Source organism: Paraburkholderia sp. NPDC080076, from assembly GCF_050281145.1.
Classification (GTDB): Bacteria; Pseudomonadota; Gammaproteobacteria; order Burkholderiales; family Burkholderiaceae; genus Paraburkholderia.
In genome coordinates this window covers 301,208-320,121 of record NZ_JBNNWQ010000001.1, presented here as the reverse complement: position 1 = coordinate 320,121, position 18,914 = coordinate 301,208, and the positions used below count along the sequence as shown (strand labels likewise).

The window sequence follows — 18,914 nt, the reverse complement described above, 5'->3', positions numbered from 1 at the left end:
CCCCGAACGTTCCCGTTAGCGTCCGAATCAGCGTGCAACCAGCCGCGCCGCGCCTGCCCCGGCGCGCCGCCCGAACACCACGCCGGCGACGAGCCCCGTGCCGCTGCCGTAGTTGTGATAGTAAAGACCGCCGACAATCTCGCCCGCCGCGAACAGCCCTCGAATCGGCGTACCCGACGTGTCGAGCACCTCGGCCTCCGTCGACACCTTCAGTCCACCGAACGTAAAAGTCACGCCCGTGGTCACGCCATAGGCTTCAAAAGGCGGCGTGTCGAGCCGATTGGCCCAGTTGGTTTTGTCGATGCCGAGTCCACTCGTGCGCAGGCCGTCGTGGATGTTCGGATTGAACGACACATCGGGCCGCGGCGCCTCGTTATACGCGCGCACGGTACGCAGAAAACCTTCTGGATCGACGCCCGTGAGTTTCGGCGCCAGTTCTTCGAGCGTGTTCGCCGTCTCTTTGGTGATGCGCGCAATCCTGTACTCGTCGCGCAGCAGCTTGACGACTTTCTGATCGAAGATCTGCCACGCGAAAAGGCCCGGCTGGCGCAAGACTTCATGCCCATATTTCGCGTAGGTGAAACTGTGAAAGTCGAGCCCCTCGTCGAGAAAACGCTCGCCCTTCGCGTTCACCAGAATCCCGAACGGGTAGTTGTGTTTCTGGAAGCGATCGCCAATCGTCAGATCGCCGTACTCGGGCGCATTCATGTCCCATTGCACCGCATGCGCGCCGGACCAGTGCCCCGTTACCGCCGCGCCGATTTCCATCGCCATCTTGTGGCCCCAGCCGGTGTTGTAGCGTGTGCCACGTACTTTTGCCAGGTCCCAGTTCGGCCCGAGATAGCGCGCACGCATCTCCGCGCTCGACTCGAAACCGCCGCATGCGAGCACCACCGCTTTCGCGCGGATGTCGACCTGCCGCCCCTCATGCATGGCGCGCACACCTTCGATGCGCCCGTCGCCATGTAGCAGGCCCATTGCCTGAGTGCGATAGAGCACGCCGATTCCCGCGTCCTTCAGCGCATGATGCAGCGTTTCGACCAGATGCGTGCCGCCACCCAGAATGTGGCAGGCGAGACCGCCCCAGAAACGGAATTTGCCTTCGACACGAAACGCCTGCCGCCCCAGCGCCGGCTGGAATCGCACGCCATGCCGCTTGAGCCACAGCGCGGCGTCGTAGCTGTTGCCGATCAGTACGTCGGTCAGATCCGGGTCGGCGCGGAACTCGGTTAGCCGGCCGATATCGTCGAAGTACTGCTCGCGCGTGTAGGTGCCGAAATCGATATTCGGCAGGTCCAGTTCCGCGATATCCGGCGCGAGCTTCAACAGGTCGTCGACGGAATCGTAGACGAAGCGGAACGCGCCGCCCGTGAACGCGGAGTTGCCGCCGCGGGCTTCCTCCGGTGCGCTTTCGAGCAGTGCGATGCGCTTCGCGCCGCCTTCGCGTGCGGCGAGTGCCGCATTGGCCGCGGCGTTTCCCGCGCCGATTACTAGCACGTCGATATCGTTGAGTTCGTCGAGGGTCATCAGTTGGCTCTCCAGTTCCAGTGTGATCTAGCGTCGTGGATATTCAGCGAGCGGTGTCAGTGACGCCGCGTCCACTTCATCCACGACCGGGTTCAGTGTTTCGAGGCTGCGGCCGGTGGTCCGCGGGCCGAAGACGAGCGTGATCAACGCAGTCAGGAACCATGCGCCCGCGATATACATGAACACGGTCACATAGCCGTAGTTCGTGTAGATCGCGGCGATCACGAAGGCATTCGCGACATTCGCGATCCGGCCCGCGCCATACGTGAGACCCGTTGCGCTATTGCGCACGCCGGTCGGAAACTGTTCGGGCGTGTACGAATAGAGTAGCGTCGCAAAGGTCTGCGTCAGCATGCCGACCGCAAATCCGAACGTCACGATCAGTACCGGCGTGAAGCTCAGCCCGTATAGCAGGCCGAATCCCGCGATCAGGAGCGCAACGAGCGCGATCAGATGCTTGCGTTCGAAACGGTCGGCGGGATAGACCGCGAGCAATGCGCCAAGCGGCGCGCCCACGTTGATCAGAGTGAAATACGTGAGGCTGCGTGCAATCGTGATGCCGTGATGCACCAGCAAGGTCGGCACCCATGCCTCAAAGCCGTAGAAGCCGATCGTCTGCAGCAGCCAGATCGCGCAGAGCGTGAGCGTGCGCCGGCGGTAGACGCTGTTGAACATCGTCATCCATGGCTCGCGCGCTTCGGGCGGCCGCACGACGACCTCGGGCGAGCTCAGCACGTTACCTTCGGCGATGCTCCTTGCCTCCATCGCCGAGAGCGCGGCTTCGGCCTCGTCAAAGCGTCCTGCTCGCGCGCTCCAGCGAGGCGACTCGGGAAGCCGCTTTGCGATCAGCGGAAACGCAATGCCAAGCGCGCCCCACACGAAGACCCAGCGCCAGCCGTCTGGACCGAACGGCACGAGCAGGCGCGCGACGAAGTTGGTCAGCGGAATCGCGCACAGGTTGATGACCATGGCCCACGACTGCCAGGTGCCGCGCGAGCGCGCCGGGAAGAGTTCGGCGATATAGGTCATCACCGTCACCATGCCCGCGGAAATGCCGAACCCGGTGACGACCCGCGCGGCGAACAGATACGGGACGCTCGGTACGACCGCCGTTGCTAGCGAACCGAGCGACGAGATCAGCACGAACAGCATCAGCGAGCGTTTGCGCCCGAGCCGGTCGGACAGCAAACCGCCGAGCGTCGCGCCGAAGAACATGCCGATGAAACTCGCGGACGTGATCAGCGCGATTTCATTGATCGCGATATGCCAATGCCGGATCAGCGCGGGCGCCGCCGACGCGAACGTGTTGATATCGCAGCTATCGAAAAAGAGCGGAATCGCGAACAGGAACATCCATTCGCGATGCATCCGCGAGTTCGGCAAACGGTCGACGCGCGCGGCGACGAGTGAGTCGTTCATGCCTGTCTCCTTTGTCGACCGGAGTTAGTGCTTTAGCACTTACTCCGGTCCCATGCAAAGCTGTCGACCGGAGTTAGTGCTTTAGCGCTTACTCCGGTCCCATGCAAAGCTGTCGACCGGAGTTAGTGCTTTAGCGCTTACTCCGGTCCCATGCAAGGCTGTCGGCTGGAGTAAGCGCTTTAGCGCTTACTCCAGCCCCATGCAAAGTTGTCGGCGGTCATAGCCGCGCGATTGTTTTGCTCGTTCGTATGAAGCTATCCAACGCGGCCCGACAACTACGTCAGTGCCGCAAACCTGCTTCGAGTAAACCAGTCAACGTGTTGATGTCTTCAATACCGTCGATGCGCCACAGCATGCCCAACGCGTCGCGGCTCGCATCGGGCGTCAATACGTGATTCGCGCAGTCGAGAAACTTGGCTTCGATCCGTGCATCCGGCAACGGATTGGCCGACGTGCGGCCCGCCGCGCGCGCGACGCGTTTCGACACACGTCGGCCGTCGCGCAACTGAACGACAACTTCTGCCCCGAAATGATCCGCTTGCTGGTCCGCCAAAGGATCCGGCTCAGCGACGATCTTCGACATGAGCGCGCGAATCGCGGGGTCGGCGTATGCGTCGCCTTCGAAATCGGACAACACCACGCGCCCCTGCGCCAGCGCGCGCGCCACGCAGTACTGCACGCTGAATTTTGCATCGAGCGCACTGGCCGGTTGCGGGCGATTCGTATGCTGAAGGCGGCGCGGATGCGTCCACGACACAACCGATTCGACATCGTCCGGCTTCAGTCCGTATTCGCCGACGAGCATCAACATCGCGTCGATCGCCGGGTGCGTGCTGCCGCAGCATGGGTACTGCTTGATCGCAATACCGGGTTCGACGATGTCGAGTGGATCGGCCCAATGCGTCAGCGCCGCTTCGGCGTCGTAATGGCCCACACCGTTGTAGACGTTGAAAAAGCCCTGTCGATGTTCGAAGGTTTCGTCGCCAGCGCTGAAACCCTCGCGCGCCAGCAGCGTCGCGATCAAGCCATTGCGCGACGCATGACCGACGTGCAACGGCTTCGTCATGGTGCCGAAATTGGCCTTGATGCCGGAAGCGAACGACGCGGCAATCGACAACGCGGTCGCCGTGTGCGCCGCATCCAGTTCGAGCAGATGCGCCGACGCGGCACACGCGCCGAATACGCCGAGCGTCGCCGTTGGATGCCAGCCCTTGTCGTAGTGATGAAAATTGACGGCATGCGCAATGCGCGCCTGCGCTTCAAAACCCGCCACGTAAGCGGTGACGAGGCGTCGCCCGCTCGCGTGCACCTCTTCGGCGAGCGCGAAGAGCGCCGGCAGGATCGGCGCGGATGGATGGCCGCCGAGTGTATTGCTGCAATCGTCGAAGTCGAGCGCATGCGCGGCCGTGCCATTGACGAGCGCGGCGTCGCTGGGCTTCATCCGCTCGCGCGTGCCGACCACGAGCGCGGCTCCGTTGGAAGGCGCCGCCACGGTCCGCGCAATCCGCGCGCAGGGTTCCGCCGAACCCGCCAGCGTCACGCCGATCGTGTCGATGATGCCGATGCGCGCCCAGCGCAACGCTTCGTCGGGCACGTCGGCGGAAGTGAACGCGGCGATGCGTTCGCCCAGCGTGTTCGCGATGCTCATCAGCGGTCTCCTTGTACAAGCGAAAGATCCGGCGGCGATCTGTGCAATGGATCGGTCGATGAAGCAGACATCGCGTCGAGCCAGTGCAGATCCGCTTCGTCTTCCACCCGGTCCAACTGCTCGAACAACGCGTGCGCCGCTGCGCCCAGCCGCTTCGTCATCCGCATGAACTTGGCGCGCAATTGGGCCGGTGTGAACGGCGTCGACGGACAGCCCGGGAAGTCCGTCTGCGCCAATTCGTAGGTCGTGCCGTTATCGAGCGTGATGCGTGTGACGGTGGCGAGGCCGGTGGCGTCGGTCGCGACGAGCGTCACGCGCTGCGCGAGTTCGCGGATGGCTTCGTCTTGCAACAGGTGGTCGCCGAAGGTCGACGGATCGTCGGCATCGTGCAGCAGCGCCGCCGCTACGCACACCGGCACGCTGTATTGCGCGAGCACCTGATTGGCGGGCAGCTTGATATCGTGATTCGCGGCAAGACGCGGCGCGCCCTCGATCCGGATCGCGACGATACGGCGCGCGTCGATATCGTACGCGGCGCGCAGTTGCTGCGCGGCGTAGACCGGTGTGTGCGCCACGATGTGACACGCGTAGCGCTTCAGGCACAGCGTCGGCGTTTCATAGTGCGCGCCTAAACCAGCGGTCAGACGCGCCGCGTCCGAGGCCTCGCAATACGCCTCCAGAAAACCGTAGCGCCCTTCGAGCACCGTCGACGGCCCGTCGAACCCCGCTTGAGCCAGTTGCACGGCGACGATGCCCGATTGCGCCGCGCGCCCCAGGTGGATGCGTTTGACGAGACCACCATCGCCGGATTTCGCGAATTCGAGCAATCCGCCGCTCAACGAGCCCGCAATGCCCAACGCGCGACTCAATGTATCCGCATCGACGCCGGCCAGCTTGCCCGCTACGATCGCGGCGCCGAACGGTCCCGTCAAACCCGGCGCATGAAAGCCGCGTGCTTCGGCCGAGTGTTTGGTCGCCGTGCCGATCCGGAATAGCACCTCGATACCGGCGACGAGCGCCGCCAGCACTTCGCGTCCCGATGCGCCATAAACCTGCGCGGCGGCAAGCGCAACCGGCACCAGCGTCGCGCCGGGATGAACGCCGGCGCCAGGCTGCCGCAAGCTATCGAGTTCCGCCGCGTGGACCAGCACGCCGCCCGCGAACGCCGCCGCCTCCGGCGCGACGCGCCGGCTCGTGCCGGGGATCGCACACGGACCCGCGGCCGCATGGCTGGCATAGCGCAGCGCGGCCTTGCCGGCTTCCACCTCCTGTCCGTACAACGCCGCGCCGATCGCGTCGATCAGGCAGTCTTTGGCGAGCCGCACGATGTCGGCGGGCAACTGCTCGAAGCGCACGCTGAGCGCGTACTCCGACAACAACTGCGCGGCGGTGCGTCCAGCGGATGAAGCCGGCTGCATGAAAGCGTCTCCATTGATCTTGGTGATCAGCTTGGTGGCCACTGAGGTGACCACCTCAGTGGCCACCTCAGTGACCACATTACTGGCGCGCTTCTTCGTCGATCACCGACCGGTGGCGCGTCTCGGGCATCAGCACGTACGTGAGCAGCGACACCGCCGCGCACGCGCTGACGTAATAGAAGAACCATGATTCGTGGCCCGCGTGCTTGAAGCGCAACGCGAGATATTCGGTGGTGCCGCCCATCACCGACGACACGATCGCGAACGGCAGGCCAACGCCGAGCGCGCGAACCCTCGCGGGAAAAAGCTCCGACTTGACGAGCCAATGAATCGACGAGAAGCCGCTGAGAATGCCGAGCGCAGCAAGGTTCAATGCAAAAGCGGTGAGCGCGCTATGAGTCGCGCCCAAAGCATGCATCAGAGGCACCGTCAGGAACGTGCCGCCGACACCGAAGATCATCATGACCGGACGCCGTCCGATCAGATCGGACAACAGGCCGAAAAGCGGCTGAAAACCCATGTAAATGACGAGCGCCACGGTTGCGATCAGCGTTGCCGTGTCGCGGCTGAAGCCCGTCGTGTTGACCATGAACTTCTGCAGATAGATCGTGAACGTGTAGAACGCCACGGTGCCGCCGATGCTGATGCCGATCGTCCACAGCGTCTGACGCCGATGCTGGATCAGCAGCACCAGCAGACTGCCCCGCTCCGTCTGCTTCCGCAGGCCGGCACCGCCTTCTCGCTCGAATGCGTCGGTCTCCGCAATGCCGCGCCGCAGATACAGCGCGAAGACGGCCAGCGCGCCGCCGATCGCAAATGGAATGCGCCATCCCCACTGTTCGAGTTGCGTGGGCGTCAACACGAACCGTTGCAGCACGAGCATCAGCGCGAGCGCCACCAGTTGCCCCATCACCACCGTCACCTGGACGAAGCCGACAAAGAAGCCGCGCCGGCCCGTCGGCGCCATTTCGCTCAGATACGTCGCGCTCGTGCCCGCTTCCCCGCCCATGCTGAAGCCTTGCAGCAGACGCGCGCAGACCAGCACGGCGGGCGCGGCCACGCCGATCGACGCATACGTCGGCGTCAACGCAATGATCAGCGAGCCGACGCTCATCATCGCCACCGATACGCTCAACGCCACGCGCCGCCCGCGCCGGTCGGCGAGCGCGCCGATGGCCCAGCTGCCGAGCGGCCGCACGACATAACCGATCGCCGCGACAGCCGCCGCATTCAGGAGTTGCGCGGTCTGATTGCCGCCCGGGAAAAAAGCCTTGCTGAAGTAGATCGAGAAAATCGAGTACGCCAGAAAGTCGTACCATTCGATAACGTTGCCGGCACTGCCGCCGATAATCGAGCGCAACCGTTCGCGCCGCGCGGCGGGCGTGGCGGACAACGGGAGTGTGTGCGCAGTCGCGGCCACGATGGCTCCTCAGGGGGCGCTCGCGAGAAGCCGCGCGAGTTCTCTGGCGTCCGGCTGATCTTCGGCGTGCATCACCCAGTCGACGATGCGCGCGATCTGCCGCGCGTCGATCCGATGCGCGGCAAGCTTTCTCATCTTGCCGACGATATCCGCTTCGCTCGCGAACGCGTGTTCGCTGCCGCGCTGCGCCTCGACCGTTTCTTCGAGCCGCGTGCCGTCGCGCAACAGCACTTCGACGCGCACCATATGCCGCAGCATGGAACCGCGCGCCGTAATCGACGGATCCTCGACCACCTGCACGCGATCGGCCAGCGCCATGCGCTGCGGGTCCGCGACCTTGTCCTCGCTGAACTGGTCGACGAAGACGTCGCCTTCGAGCAGCAGCGTTGCGACGCAATACGGCAGGTTGAGCTGCGCGGAGGTCAGCCCCTGCGGCACGTATTTCCAACCCACATGATCGACCGTCACACGCGAACCGTGCACGACGATCCGCTCGATATCGTCCGGGCCGAATGGATGACGGGCCTGCATCGCGCGGATCGCATCGAGCGTGGTGTGATTGCTGCCCACGCACGAGTAGAACTTCAGTGCGATGCGCATGGTCTCGAAGCGCTCGCCGAGGCCGTCCACGAGTTGCGTGAGATCGAAGCGGTCCGACGAACGCGAGAATGTGCTGCAAAAGCCGCCGTACGGGTTCTCAAACACGTCGACGATACCCGTGAAACCGTTTTGCGCGAGCAACGCGCCGTACAGGCCGCTTTGCGCCGCCCGGCCGGCGTGCATGCGCTTGACCATCGCGCCGAACTGCGCGGCCATCAGCCCCGCCGCCTGCGTGCCGCCGATGCCGAGCGCGTGCACCGTCTGTTCCACATCGAGCCGCAATGCGGCTGCCGCCCCCGCCGCAGCCGAGAATACGCCGACCGTCGCGCCCGAATGCCAGCCTTGCGCGATGTGCTCCGGTCCCATGCACATGCCCACGCGTGGGCCGACCTCATAGCCCGCCACGCAGGCACGCAGGAAATCGCGGCCTGACATCGGCGCGCCGACCGACAGCAGTTCGGCGACGGCGAGCACGGCCGGCAAGGTCACCGCCCCGACATGCAGCACACCGACGCGATGCACGTCGTCGAGTTCGAAACTCTGGATCAAGGTGCCGTTGACGAGCGCCGCGTGCGGCGCGGACAAACGCAACGGCATGCCCCACACGCGGCAACCCGGCGTGCTATCGACGCGCTGCAAGGTATCCGCAAGAATGCGGCTCCACGGCAACCCGGCGCCGAAAAGGGCGCAGCCGAGCGAGTCGAGAATCAGCAGTTTGATGCGCGCGCGCACCTCGTCCGGTATCGCCTCATAGCGCAAGCCCGCGACGAATGCGGCCACGCCGCCGGTATAAGGGTTTGCGCCTACGTCGTTGTGCTGGTTCATCGTTTCGGGTGCCGTTCTGGGTGCAATCGCGCGGATTGGGTTGCACGGAAATGTCGTGCCTTCAGTATCCGCAGCCCGAACGCGTTTGTGAATTGCACGCGACGTGATTATTATTGCGTCACATGCAAGAGTCAGCGGGGTGCAGATGAACCGTTTTCCGGGTGTCGATCTCGACGCATTGCGGGCTTTCGTCGCGGTCGCGTCGCACGCGTCGTTCAACGACGCGGCGATCGAACTGAACCTGTCCGCGTCCGCTTTGACGCGGCGCATCAAACGGCTCGAGGAAGCGCTCGACGCCATGCTGTTCGAACGCACCACACGTACCGTCGCGCTCACCAGTTCGGGCGAATTGCTGTTGCCGCGTGCGCAGGGCGTGTTGCGTGAGCTTGATGCATCACTCGAACTCGTGAGCGAAGCGACGCGTATCCGTACCGGTCAGCTGACCATCGCGTGCATTCCGACGGTAGCCAAATTCATGCTGCCGAAAATCGTCAGCAGTTATCACAAGCGGCGCCCTGAAGTTCGGCTCAGGCTCATCGAGGCCAACCTCGCGACGGTCGTGCAGCGTGTGGCGCTCGGCGAGGCGGAATTCGGCATTGCGTTTCTGGTGAACGAATCGCCGGAGCTTGAAATCGACGAACTGCTTGTGGATCCGTACGTGCTGGCCTGTCCCGCGGATCATCCGCTCGCCGCGAGCGAGCACGTGACGTGGCCTGAGTTGCGGCCGTGGCCGCTGATCGTTTCCGGCACCTCGAGCGGCAACCGGCGCATGCTCGACGCCGCGCTCAGGGATATCGACTGGCGCCCCGACCGGCTGATCGAGATCGAGCATCTGACCACTTCATTGGGGCTCGTCGAAGCGGGACTCGGCATCTCCATCATTCCGCGTTGCGCGGCGCCGCGCGACGCGCACGCGCGCATCGCGATCCGGCCTCTGGTTGATCCGACGGTCGCGCGAACCATCGGTCTGATTCGAAGGCGCGATGCCGCGCTCTCGTCGATCGCGCGCGACTTTCGTCTCGCGCTGCGCAGGATGGCGCCATTCGATCCGTCGATTCTGCACGAGCCCGCTTGAACCTGTCGGCGCGTTGACTGAATGGCTCAGTGGATGTGAGACCGGACCATGGCGTCTTTCGAAGGCGTCCGATCTGGCGGCGCCACGCTGTCGGCGGACTCCAATACATCGATGCTCGTGTCGGTACGGTCGAGCATCGCGCGGGCCTTGTTCATATCCAGCGCCCCTTCCCATCGCGCTACCACAATGGTCGCCACCCCGTTGCCGATCAGATTCGTGACCGCACGAGCCTCGTTGAGAAAGCGATCGACACCTAGCAGCAGCACCAGTCCAGACACGGGGATTTTGTGCATCGAGGCCAGCGTGGCAGCCAGCGCGACGAATCCGGCTCCGGCCACACCCGCGGACCCCTTGGATGTCAGCAACAGCACGCCGAGCAGCAGCAACTGGTCCCAGATCGTCAGGTGGATATTCATCGCTTGCGCGACGAACATCGAGGCCATGGTCAGGTAAATCGCCGTACCGTCGGCATTGAAGGTATAGCCTGTGGGCAACACCATCCCGACCACGGGCCGTGAGCACCCCAGCTTCTCCATCTTGATGAGCATCTGCGGGAGTACTGCTTCAGTCGAAGCGGTGCCGAGGGTAATGAAGATTTCGTCTTTGATGTAGCGGAGATACTTCCACAGCGACAGCCCGCTCATCCGCATCACCAGACCCAGCACCACGACGACGAAGAAAATCGAGGTCAGGTAGAGGCACAGCATCAGTTGGCCGAACGATGCCAGCGTGCCGATTCCGTACTTCGCGATGGTGAATGCCATGCCGCCAAAGGCACCGATGGGCGCGACATACATGACGATTCGCACGACGCCGAACATGCCCTGGAGGAACATGTCGAGCATATCGACGAACGGCGCGGTGCGAGGCCCCAGCCTGGCGAGCGCGATGGCAAACAGAAGCGAGAAGAAGATGATCGGCAGGATATCCCCATTCGCGAACGCACCGACAATGCTGTTCGGAACGATGCTCATGAAGAAGTCGAGCATCCCGTGCTGTTGCGCTGCGTGCGTATAGGTGGAGATCGCTGAACTGTCGATATGCGCGGGGTCGATGTTCATACCGCTGCCCGGCTTGATGACGTTCACGATGACAAGCCCGACAGCGAGCGCGATCGTCGATGCAATTTCGAAGTAGACGACCGCCTTGACGCCGACGCGGCCGGCCTCATGAAGGTCTGTCATGCGGGCAATGCCGACCACAACGGATGCAAAAATGATCGGAGCGAGCAGCATCCGGATCAGTTTGATGAACAGGTCTCCGAGTGGTTTGAGTTGAGAACCGAAGTCAGGGTAGAAATGCCCGACGAGGACACCGGCAATAATGCCGATCAGAACCTGTACGTAGAGCTTGGAAAGAGATTTTCCGATCTTTGAAACCCGCATGACTGTCTCCTATGCGTGGCATCTTCTAATGAAAGTCAGATTCGTACTCCCGGCAGCGGGATTCACCGTTGGGGAAAGTACGAACCGATTTCGCCAGCGTTCTTTGTCTATTTTTATCAACGCTACGCCGACGCTTGTTGTCGGCGCGTTTTGTCGGACTACGGCTTATGCGGACAGCTTTTGCATCTCGACGAAGAGATCGGCTTTTCCTTCGAAGCCGATGCCCGGCAGATCAGGCATCGTGATGAAGCCGTTTTCCACCTTCACGCCGTCGGGGAAGCCGCCGTAAGGCTGGAACAGGTCCGGATAGGATTCGTTGCCGCCGAGGCCAAGTCCGGCCGCGATGTTCAACGACATCTGATGGCCGCCGTGCGGAATGCAGCGGCTCGGTGACCAGCCGTGCTGGCGCAGCATGTCCAGCGTGCGCAGATACTCGACGAGGCCGTAGCTCAGCGCGCAGTCGAATTGCAACCAGTCGCGATCCGGGCGCATGCCGCCGTAACGGATCAGGTTGCGGGCATCCTGCATCGAGAACAGGTCTTCGCCGGTCGCCATCGGCTTGTCGTAGTAGTTGCGCAGCGTGGCCTGCAATTCGTAATCGAGCGGGTCGCCCGGCTCTTCGTACCAGAACAGGTCGTATTGCGAGAGCGCCTTCGCGTACTGGATCGCCGTGTCGAGGTCGAAACGGCCGTTGGCGTCGACAGCGAGTTTTTGTCCGTCGCCCAGTACGCTCAGAATCGAGTCGATGCGGCGCAGATCTTCGTCGAGCGAAGCGCCGCCGATCTTCTTCTTGACGACCGTATAGCCGCGGTCGATATAGCTGCGCATTTCGTCTTTCAGCTTCCCGTGGTCCTGGCCTGGGTAGTAGTAGCCACCGGCCGCGTACACGAAAATCTTGCGATCGGGCTGACCATTACCGTAGCGGTCGGCCAGCAACTGGAACAGCGGCTTGCCTTCGATCTTCGCCACCGCATCCCAGATCGCCATGTCGATGGTGCCGATCGCGACCGACCGCTCGCCGTGGCCGCCCGGCTTTTCGTTCATGAACATGGTCGCCCAGATCTTGTGCGGATCGAGGTTGTCGCCGGTGTCGTTGACGAGCGTGGCGGGGTCGGCTTCGAGAACGCGCGGAATGAAGCGCTCGCGCATCAGCTTGCCCTGGCCGTAGCGGCCGTTCGAATTGAAGCCGTAACCCACCACCGGCTTGCCGTCGCGGATGACGTCCGTCACCACGGCGACGAGACTCAGCGTCATCTTGCTGAAGTCAATGTAGGCATTGCGGATCGGGGAACTGATCGGAACGGTCTTTTCGCGGATTTCAACGATTCTCATGACGGTGTCTCCTGAGTTTTGGGCACGTATCGCATGCGTCTGGCTGCAATGGAAACTAGGTTATCCGCGAAATGAGGCGTTAGAATTCGCTTAGATTCATTTCATTTTTTACTTTAGGTGAACAGCCAAAGTGACAACTGACTCGGCATCCGACTTCGAGTTTTTCATCCTCCTCGCCAAACTCAAAAGCTTGTCGGGGGCGGCGCGCGCGCTCGATCTGACGCCGCCGGCCGCGACCAAACGCCTTGGGCTGATGGAACAGAAACTGGGGGCGCGGTTGGTCAACAGGACAACGCGCAGTGTCAGCCTGACGCCGGAGGGCGAGACCTACCTGCGCTACGCAACACAGATCGTCGGGCAAGTCCGGCAGATGGAGGACGAGATATCGGGGGCGCGATCCGATCCCCATGGACTGTTACGCGTCAATGCGACGCTCGGTTTCGGGCGCACGGCCATCGCGCCACTCGTGTCCGAATTCGCGAAGCGCTTTCCCAACGTGGAGATCCAGTTTGAAGTGACGGACCGGCCCATCGATCTGGTCGAGGAAGCGTTCGACATGGCAATCCGTTTTGGAACGCTTCCTGACAGCCGGCTTAGCGCCCGGCGCATCATGAGCAATCGCCGCTTTCTTTGCGCCTCCCCGAAATACCTCGAACGATTTGGGACGCCGGAGCGCATAGAGGATCTGGTTCGGCACCGTTGCATCATTCATCGCCAGAACGACGATGCTTATGGCGTGTGGCGGTATATGCAGGGGGACCACACCGAAGCGTTGAAGGTCAAAGGCGCGCTTTCGAGCAACGATGGCGATATCGTGCTGCGGTGGGCGCTCGACGGACACGGGATATTGATTCGTTCCGAATGGGATCTGGCGAAGTACGTTCAAAGCGGCCGGCTAAAACTGGTTTTACCCAATACGGTACTGCCGTCGGCCGATCTGTTTGTCTACTATCCCAGCCAGCGAAACCAGACAGCGCGCGCCCGGGCATTCATCGATTTTCTGATTGATCATTTTCAGGCCCCGTTCATTCCGGTTGAAACCGGCGCTTTGCTGTACGACCAGAAAAAGAAAGCGGGCCGCAAGCTGTGAGTCGCGTGCTGTCATTGCACGGACGCTGTCACGGACGGGGCGCATTCGATCATTAGCCGTAGTCGTTGATCCTGGCCGCCCGTGCGGCCGGTTTTGTGCCCTTTGCCGAGCTTGCGTCGACCTTACGTCGAACCAATAGGATCGCTCACGGCGCCGCGCTGCGCCGTTTGCCCCAACTGCTCGCCGAACTGCAACGCAGCGAGCTGAGCATAGAGCGGCGAGCTCACCAGGAGCTCCACATGACGACCCTGCGCGACGATACGCCCCTGTTCAAGCACGACAATGCGATCGGCCTGTTGGACGGTCGCGAGGCGGTGTGCAATGACGAGCGTGGTGCGATTCTGCGCGGCATTGTCCAGCGCCTTTTGCACCAGCCGTTCGCTGGCGGCATCGAGTGCACTGGTCGCTTCGTCCAGCAGCAGGATGGGCGGATTCTTCAGGATCGCGCGAGCAATCGCAATGCGCTGGCGCTGTCCGCCGGACAGGCGCACGCCGCGCTCGCCGAGAAAGGTGTCGTAGCCCTGCGGTAGTTCTTCGATAAAGCCGGCCGCAGCGGCCATATCGGCAGCCCGCTGGACCTGCGCGAGCGTGGCTTCCGGCGCGCCATAGCGGATATTGTCGAGTACGCTCCCGGAAAAGATCACCGATTCCTGCAGCACCACGCCGATTTCCTTGCGCAATTCAGCGAGCGGCACGTCACGGTTCGGGACGCCGTTGATCAGAATGCGGCCGGCTTGTGGATCGTAAAAGCGCAGCAGCAACTGGAACAACGTGGTCTTGCCCGCGCCGGACGGGCCGACCAGTGCGACATGTTCGCCCGGACGGACATCGAGCGAGACCGCGGAAAGCGCCGCGATGCCCGGGCGCGACGGATACGAGAAGCTGACCTCGTCGAAGCGGATGCCCTCGCCTCGCGCGGGCAGCGTGACCGTCGTCTCGGCCTCCACCACCGGCGAGCGCGCCGCCAGCAATTGCAGCAAACGTTCGGTGGCGCCGGCAGCACGCTGCAGATCGCCCCACACCTCGGCGACCGCGCCCACGGCGCCCGCCGTGAACACCGCGTAGAGGATGAACTGGGACAATTGGCCCGCTGTCATCCGCCCGGCCAGCACCGCCTGCGCTCCGAGCCACAGCACGAATACGATGGCGGTGAACACCAGCACGATCACCACGGCGGTCAACCAGGCGCGCGCGCGAATGCGCGTGAGCGCGGTCTCGAAGGCCGCCTCCACCGCGCCGGCAAACCGGCGTGTTTCAAAGGGTTCCTGCGTGTACGACTGCACGGTCGGCATGGCATTGAGCACCTCGCCCGCCAGCGCGCTAGTGTTCGCGATCTTGTCCTGGCTCGCGCGCGAGAGCCGCCGCACGCGCCGGCCGAAGATCACGATAGGCGCGACCACCACGACCAGCGTCGCGATGATGTAGCCGGACAGCACCGGGCTCGTCACCGCGAGCATGGCCACGCCGCCGGTCAACAGGAAGAAGTTGCGCAGTCCCAGCGACAGGCTGGTGCCCACCACCGTCTGGATCAAGGTGGTGTCGGCGGTGAGCCGTGACAGCACCTCGCCGGTTTGCGTGGTCTCGAAGAACTGCGGGCTCATCTGCAGCACGTGATCGTAGACCGCACGCCGCAAGTCGGCCGTGACCCGCTCGCCCAGCCATGACACGAGGTAGAAGCGCAGCGCCGTGGCGCCGGCCAGTACCAGCGAAACGACCAATAGCGCGAGGAAATAGCGATCGATGTGCCCCCGGTCGCCGGCGGCGAAGCCACGATCGATCAGGTATTTGAACGCCACCGGCAACACCAGTGTGGCGCCTGCCGAGGTCACCAGCGCGAGGAAGGCGAGCGCCCAGCGGCCGGCATAGGGGCGCAGGAAGGGAAATAAGGCAAAGAGGGGGCCGATGCGGGGTGAAGGCGGCGACGACGTCATAGCGTCTGGCATGAGGATTCCCAAGCGGATCGAATATCCTCCCGATTGTGCCAGTCTTGCGGATTGGAAGGCGGCCCGTTTAGGTCCTTCAATCGGGCGTCGCAGTATGGACGATGTGCGCGTTGCCGAATTCGACGACGCTCTCGGGTTATGAGTCGAGGCGGACCGGCTGAATCACGCGACAGCCGCCAGCATCGACTGACGACACCCCACTGCGGCACACCGGCAAGTGTATTGGGCTCGAACGTCTTCGTCCGAGGGATCGTCGGTCGTCAGCAGGTACTCGATAAACAGTTCTTCACCCGCTTCAATCGGCCGGATCGTGTGAATGAAGATGCGGCCAGCATCTTCGATGGTCTCGCAGTTCGGCGCACATGCATGGTTCAGCCATCGCGCACTATTGCCACCACGGCTTCCGTCGATCACGCGCCCGTCCGACAGGCCAAACAGAAACGTGTGCCCGGCGACACCTTCGCGCCGATGCCGGCGCACGGCTTCCCGCCAGCTCGTCAATTCGCCCCGGTATTCAAGCACGCACTCACCCGCCGCGAGCGGCCGCATCGCGAACACACCCTTCCCGTGGACCGACGACCGCCGTACGATCACTCGCCGCATACTGTTTCCTTGACTGATATAGGCGCCAGTATACGAGTGCAAATTTACCGTTGCATCATTTTGTAGTGGTTATTCGCGCTCGCGCGGTCCGTGGAAAATGATCCAAAGCCCCCGCGATAACTAGAACTTCTTGCGAATCCCCACCCGCAGCGCAATCTGATTCGCCGAACTCGACGCTTGCAAAACGGGCGCAAGATCGGCGACCGCGCCGCCTCCGGCGCGCATATACGTTGCCGATCCGTACACGTCGGTGCTCTTCGACAGGAAATAGTCCGCACTCGCATCCACCTCGTGATAGTGCGGTTCCTGCCCGGTTGCGGAGACGTTGCCTTCGGCGTAGCTGTACGCCACGCCAAGCTGCAGCGCCGGCGTCACCATATAACTGGCCACGACCTCGCCGATATTGAAGGTCACATGTCCGTTGATTTTCGCGCCCAGGCTCGGGTCGAGGTCGCCGAACTGTGTGTGAGTCCAGTCGGCGCTGATCTTTGCCGCACCGAACGCGTAGGCGGCGCCGAGGCCAAACACTTTGTAGCTGCCGGCAGCAAGACCATAGTTGCCGTCGACCGTGTTGGTGGCCGTCCACACCCCTTCCGATACGGCGGTGGCCGGATGGTCGATCGATGTGTAGGCGCCCACCAACTGCAGATTTCCATTTGCGTACTGAAGCGCGAAAGATTTTGCGCCGAAACGTGCAAAATCGCCCGCGACACCGCCGAAGCTATAGGTGGCCACGCCCGTGAAGCCGGCAATGGTCGGCGACACGTACTTGACGGCGTTTTGCAGGTGAAAATCGACGCCGTTGTTATCCAGATCGCCAGGATGCGGAAACAGGATGCCGCCTGGCAAGGTGCCGTTGGCGGACAGCGGGCCGATATAGTCGCCCACTTCTTCGCCCTGCCGCCCGAGCGTCAGCGTGCCGTAGCGGTTGTCGGACAGACCCACATAGGCCAGCCGGCCGAACAGCCGGCCGCCTTGACTCAACGCGCCGGTGTTGACGTTAAAGCCGCTCTCGAGCCTGAAGATTGCCGTCGTGCCGCCTCCCAGGTCTTCCACGCCTCTGAGCCCCCACCGATTGCCTTGCGAGATGCTGCCCTGCATCTGCCAGGCGCTCTTGCCGCCCTGATTGCTCGACCAGGTCAGCCCGTCGTCTATGATGCCGTAGATCGTCACGCTGCTCTGGGCATATGCCCCGAGACTGATGAATAGCATTGCGGGAAAAGCAACGAGCAGCTTCTTCACGATTTTTCCTTGGTTAGTTATCTTGCGTTTTTGTTTGCATAACGAAGTAAATAGAAAGCGCGTAGAAAGATGAATTGCCCAGCCTTCCAACTATTGCTGCCTGCTTTCACCCGGAGCAGGCAGCACATGATCGTGAGTCAAATCGGCTTGCCCTCGCTGGACGCCCAATTGCGCATCAGCGTGTTGCCTGGCAAGTTTTCATCAACCATCTTCCTGGCGGTTTCAATCCCGGCAATGGGCAACCCCGTCGGATCAAGCACACCGATCTGCACGAGCACCGAGGCCTGATCCCAATAGATATGCTCGTTGTACAGCTTGTCGCCCCGAAAGCACACGACAGCCAGCATCGGAATCTCGATGTACCTTCCGGTAGGCGCCAGCCCCGGCAGCAGCCAGTCGATCTCACGATCGTGGGTTGCGCAGAACACGAACTCGTCGACGATCCGGTCCGACCCGATGGTGCGGGACAGCGGAATGAGCCGCGTGTCGTCGGGATTCGCGTCAACAAAGTGGTATTTATAAAAACGCTTGAGCTCATCATGGCCGACTCCACCCGTCATGGTCGGCACGTGGTTGACGTACGGCTCGGCGACCATGGTCGGCATGATCGCGTTGACGTCGCGTGTGGCGAATTCATAGTGGCAGTGCAAATCCCACAGCGCATTCAGGTCGTAGATCGGCCCCAACACTTTGCGCAGCATCGCAAGCGAGCGCGAATACGCCATCATGGCGGCCGGTTTGTCGAAGTGCTCGCGCTCCGGGGTCGCGAATGCGTGATCGCAATCCTGGTACACGTACTGCTCAATCCGCGGATTCTCGCTGAATGCCGTCTGGATCTTCTCGCGCATCGCGGGCGGGCACAGCGCATCCCGGCCGGCAAAATGGAACACCATCGGGCATCGGATCGAGGGCACCTCATCCAGAAACGCGTCGAGGCCCACACCGTAATAACTCACCGCGCAATCGATCTCCGTCCGCGCAGCGGCAAGCATCGCCAACTTCCCGCCGAGGCAGTATCCAAGCGCACCAACCTTGCCTGCCTGTTGCGGCAACGCGCGCAGCGCCGTCAGGGTCGAGGCGATGTCTTCGACCGCGAGTCCAAGGTCGAGTCGCGCGTTGTAGTCGAGCGCGGCGGCAAAGTCCGCTTCGCCGTACCCAAGCTCGACGCGCGGTTGCATACGCCAGAACAGATCCGGCACCAGCACCACGTAGCCTTCCTCCGCGAAGCGATCGGCCATCGCCTTCATGTATCCGTTGATGCCGAAAATCTCCTGCAACAGAATCAGGCCGGGCCCCGAGCCTTGCCTGGGTTTTGCCATGTATGCAGAAAACGCCTGTCCATTGCCTGCTTCGATCTGGATGAACTCACCGCTCATGATCCGTTCCT

The 18,914-nt window shown here is 62.6% G+C and carries 14 protein-coding genes; 2 read left to right on the top strand and 12 right to left on the bottom strand.

The features are described from left to right. Positions 1-27: 27 nt before the first annotated feature. From tcuA to ACQKRQ_RS01400, 6 genes are all read right to left on the bottom strand, one after another. The gene (gene tcuA / locus ACQKRQ_RS01425; RefSeq protein WP_132378476.1) at positions 28-1,527 is read right to left on the bottom strand and encodes an FAD-dependent tricarballylate dehydrogenase TcuA; all 1,500 of its coding nucleotides are present in this window, start codon (positions 1,525-1,527) and stop codon (positions 28-30) included. A 27-nt stretch (positions 1,528-1,554) separates the two neighbouring features. After that, a complete protein-coding gene (locus ACQKRQ_RS01420; RefSeq protein WP_408181028.1) occupies positions 1,555-2,946 on the bottom strand; it encodes an MFS transporter in 1,392 nt (463 codons plus the stop codon). A 280-nt stretch (positions 2,947-3,226) separates the two neighbouring features. After that, positions 3,227-4,594 (bottom strand): MmgE/PrpD family protein, encoded by a 1,368-nt coding sequence (locus ACQKRQ_RS01415; protein WP_427474768.1) that lies wholly within the window; start codon positions 4,592-4,594, stop codon positions 3,227-3,229. Continuing rightward, positions 4,594-6,066 (bottom strand): MmgE/PrpD family protein, encoded by a 1,473-nt coding sequence (locus ACQKRQ_RS01410; RefSeq protein ID WP_427474767.1) that lies wholly within the window; start codon positions 6,064-6,066, stop codon positions 4,594-4,596. The genes ACQKRQ_RS01415 and ACQKRQ_RS01410 overlap by 1 nt, the downstream gene beginning before the upstream one ends. Before the next feature lie 25 nt (positions 6,067-6,091). Further along, a complete protein-coding gene (locus tag ACQKRQ_RS01405; RefSeq protein WP_342960443.1) occupies positions 6,092-7,432 on the bottom strand; it encodes an MFS transporter in 1,341 nt (446 codons plus the stop codon). A gap of 9 nt (positions 7,433-7,441) precedes the next feature. Then, positions 7,442-8,857 carry an MmgE/PrpD family protein gene (locus tag ACQKRQ_RS01400; RefSeq protein ID WP_132378484.1) on the bottom strand — a complete coding sequence of 472 codons (1,416 nt, stop codon included), beginning with the start codon at positions 8,855-8,857 and terminating at the stop codon, positions 7,442-7,444. A gap of 145 nt (positions 8,858-9,002) precedes the next feature. On the opposite strand from ACQKRQ_RS01400, the gene ACQKRQ_RS01395 reads away from it, so the two are divergent. Next, positions 9,003-9,932, top strand: a complete 930-nt coding sequence (locus ACQKRQ_RS01395; RefSeq protein ID WP_427474766.1) for a LysR family transcriptional regulator — start codon at positions 9,003-9,005, stop codon at positions 9,930-9,932. A 26-nt stretch (positions 9,933-9,958) separates the two neighbouring features. Here the strand turns inward: ACQKRQ_RS01395 and dctA are convergent, their stop codons facing one another. Further along, entirely contained in the window at positions 9,959-11,317 is a 1,359-nt protein-coding gene (dctA, locus tag ACQKRQ_RS01390) for a C4-dicarboxylate transporter DctA (protein WP_427474765.1), read from the bottom strand. A 165-nt stretch (positions 11,318-11,482) separates the two neighbouring features. Then, complete coding sequence (locus tag ACQKRQ_RS01385) at positions 11,483-12,649, bottom strand: mandelate racemase/muconate lactonizing enzyme family protein (RefSeq protein WP_427474764.1); 1,167 nt, start codon at positions 12,647-12,649, stop codon at positions 11,483-11,485. A 130-nt stretch (positions 12,650-12,779) separates the two neighbouring features. Between ACQKRQ_RS01385 and ACQKRQ_RS01380 the strand changes: the two genes are divergently transcribed. Beyond that, complete coding sequence (locus tag ACQKRQ_RS01380) at positions 12,780-13,739, top strand: LysR family transcriptional regulator (protein WP_132378492.1); 960 nt, start codon at positions 12,780-12,782, stop codon at positions 13,737-13,739. Between the two features lie 122 nt (positions 13,740-13,861). Here the strand turns inward: ACQKRQ_RS01380 and ACQKRQ_RS01375 are convergent, their stop codons facing one another. From ACQKRQ_RS01375 to ACQKRQ_RS01360, 4 genes are all read right to left on the bottom strand, one after another. Next, positions 13,862-15,682, bottom strand: a complete 1,821-nt coding sequence (locus ACQKRQ_RS01375) for an ABC transporter transmembrane domain-containing protein (protein ID WP_427474763.1) — start codon at positions 15,680-15,682, stop codon at positions 13,862-13,864. Between the two features lie 162 nt (positions 15,683-15,844). Beyond that, positions 15,845-16,285: an SET domain-containing protein gene (locus ACQKRQ_RS01370; protein ID WP_132378496.1), complete on the bottom strand. Its 441-nt coding sequence runs from the start codon at positions 16,283-16,285 to the stop codon at positions 15,845-15,847. A 120-nt stretch (positions 16,286-16,405) separates the two neighbouring features. Continuing rightward, a complete protein-coding gene (locus tag ACQKRQ_RS01365) occupies positions 16,406-17,527 on the bottom strand; it encodes a porin (RefSeq protein WP_427474762.1) in 1,122 nt (373 codons plus the stop codon). A 137-nt stretch (positions 17,528-17,664) separates the two neighbouring features. Beyond that, entirely contained in the window at positions 17,665-18,903 is a 1,239-nt protein-coding gene (locus ACQKRQ_RS01360; RefSeq protein ID WP_427474761.1) for a dienelactone hydrolase family protein, read from the bottom strand. Positions 18,904-18,914 lie beyond the last annotated feature (11 nt).